Origin of the sequence: Methylobacterium sp. B1 (assembly GCF_000333255.1) — a bacterium.
Lineage (GTDB): Bacteria > Pseudomonadota > Alphaproteobacteria > Rhizobiales > Beijerinckiaceae > Methylobacterium > Methylobacterium fujisawaense.
The window spans coordinates 1-1385 of sequence record NZ_BACT01001057.1 but is presented as its reverse complement, the minus strand read 5'-3'; the positions used below and the strand labels follow the sequence as shown (position 1 = coordinate 1385).

Below are 1385 nucleotides of genomic sequence, written 5' to 3'. Positions count from 1 at the left end.
ACCCGGAGCGAACGGGGGTTCTTTATGCAGAACGTATCCAGACTTCAAGAGAACGGTCGCGGGTTCATGCTGGGACGGTCAGCGCCCGGGGACGCCACGGCCAGGGCGGCAAGCCGGCGAAGACCTGTCCCGTCGGATCCGCGCGCGGAGCAGGGCCGCCGCCCGATAGCCGAGCATCACGGTGGACAGTCCGTAGCGCAGGACTGTGTCGCCCCGGCGGTCGGGTCGCCACCTTGGCCGGGCATGACGACCGCGTGCCAGTGCCGCAGGCCTTGTGCGCGCGGCGGGGTGAACGCGTCGAACAGGGTGGTCCTGTCGATGGCGGACAGGCGCAGGCCCAGGGCGCCACCGGTCATGCCCGGGGGCTCCGGAGGTCGTGCGGCCGCGTCATCGGGTCCTTCGAGATCGGCCACGATGACACCCTTTCGCCCGCCCGCCGCGGCGGAGTCAGGCGGTGCGGGTGTCGCGCACCGCCGCCGGTGGCGTCTCGTCCGCCACGGCCGGTGCGGCGGCCCGCACGCCCTCGGCCGCCTGCGCCAGGGTGCGGGCCAGGAGACCGGCCCGTCCGGCCCACAGGTCCCGTTCGTCGCGCAGGACCTCAAGCCGGTCCGCGGAGGCGGCCAGTGCGACGCGCAGGCCGTCGATCTCCGCCCGCAGGTCGGTCGTACGCTGCCGCTCGCTCGCCAGGGCCGCCTTGAGCACGCTGAGGGCGGCTTCGGTCGCGCCGCGCGTCCCGGCGGGGCGACGCAGGACCGGTGCGGCCCGCGGCGCCCGATCCGACCCGGCAGGAGCCGGTCCCGGGGCCTGGGATGCGGGCTCCGGACGCAGCCGCGCGATCTCGGCCCGCACCTGCGCGACGTCGAGCCCGGCAGCCGCACGCGGCTCGGGCCCGGCCGCCAAGGGCGCGCGCTCCACGGGAGCGCTCTCCAAGGGGGCGGCCTCCACGGGGTCGGTCTCCGAGATAGCTGTCGCCACGGGATCGGCCCCCACGACCGGAAATCCCTCTTCCTCGAGAACGAGCCCGTGCAGCATGGCGAAGACCCGGTCGCCGTCGAGGCGCGCGAGGTCGAAGCCGCTCTCGGCCGAGAGGCTGCTGAAGCGGGCCTGCCCGCTGGACGACTGGCCCACGAACGCCATCGACCAGTTGGCGAAGGCGCGGCTCTCCGCCGGGCCGCATTGCAGGACCGTGACGTCGTCGTGCCGCAGGTCGCGCTGGATCCGCTCGAAGGTCGTCTCGACCCCCCGACGCGGACCTTCGAGCACCTGCGCGAAGGCGCCCGCGTTGAACATCAGGGCGCCGGTTACCCCGAGGGCCGCGTTGTTGCGCTGGGACGCGTCCAGGATCTGGCGGACCGCGGCCATCACCTCCGGCTCCGAGCCCTGCA

General features: G+C 74.4%; 1 protein-coding gene. It reads right to left on the bottom strand.

The window, feature by feature from the left end; genetic code table 11:
• Positions 1–447: 447 nt before the first annotated feature.
• Positions 448–1385: BLUF domain-containing protein (locus I53_RS29355; protein WP_043357752.1), on the bottom strand; the 938-nt coding region annotated here is incomplete at its 5' end.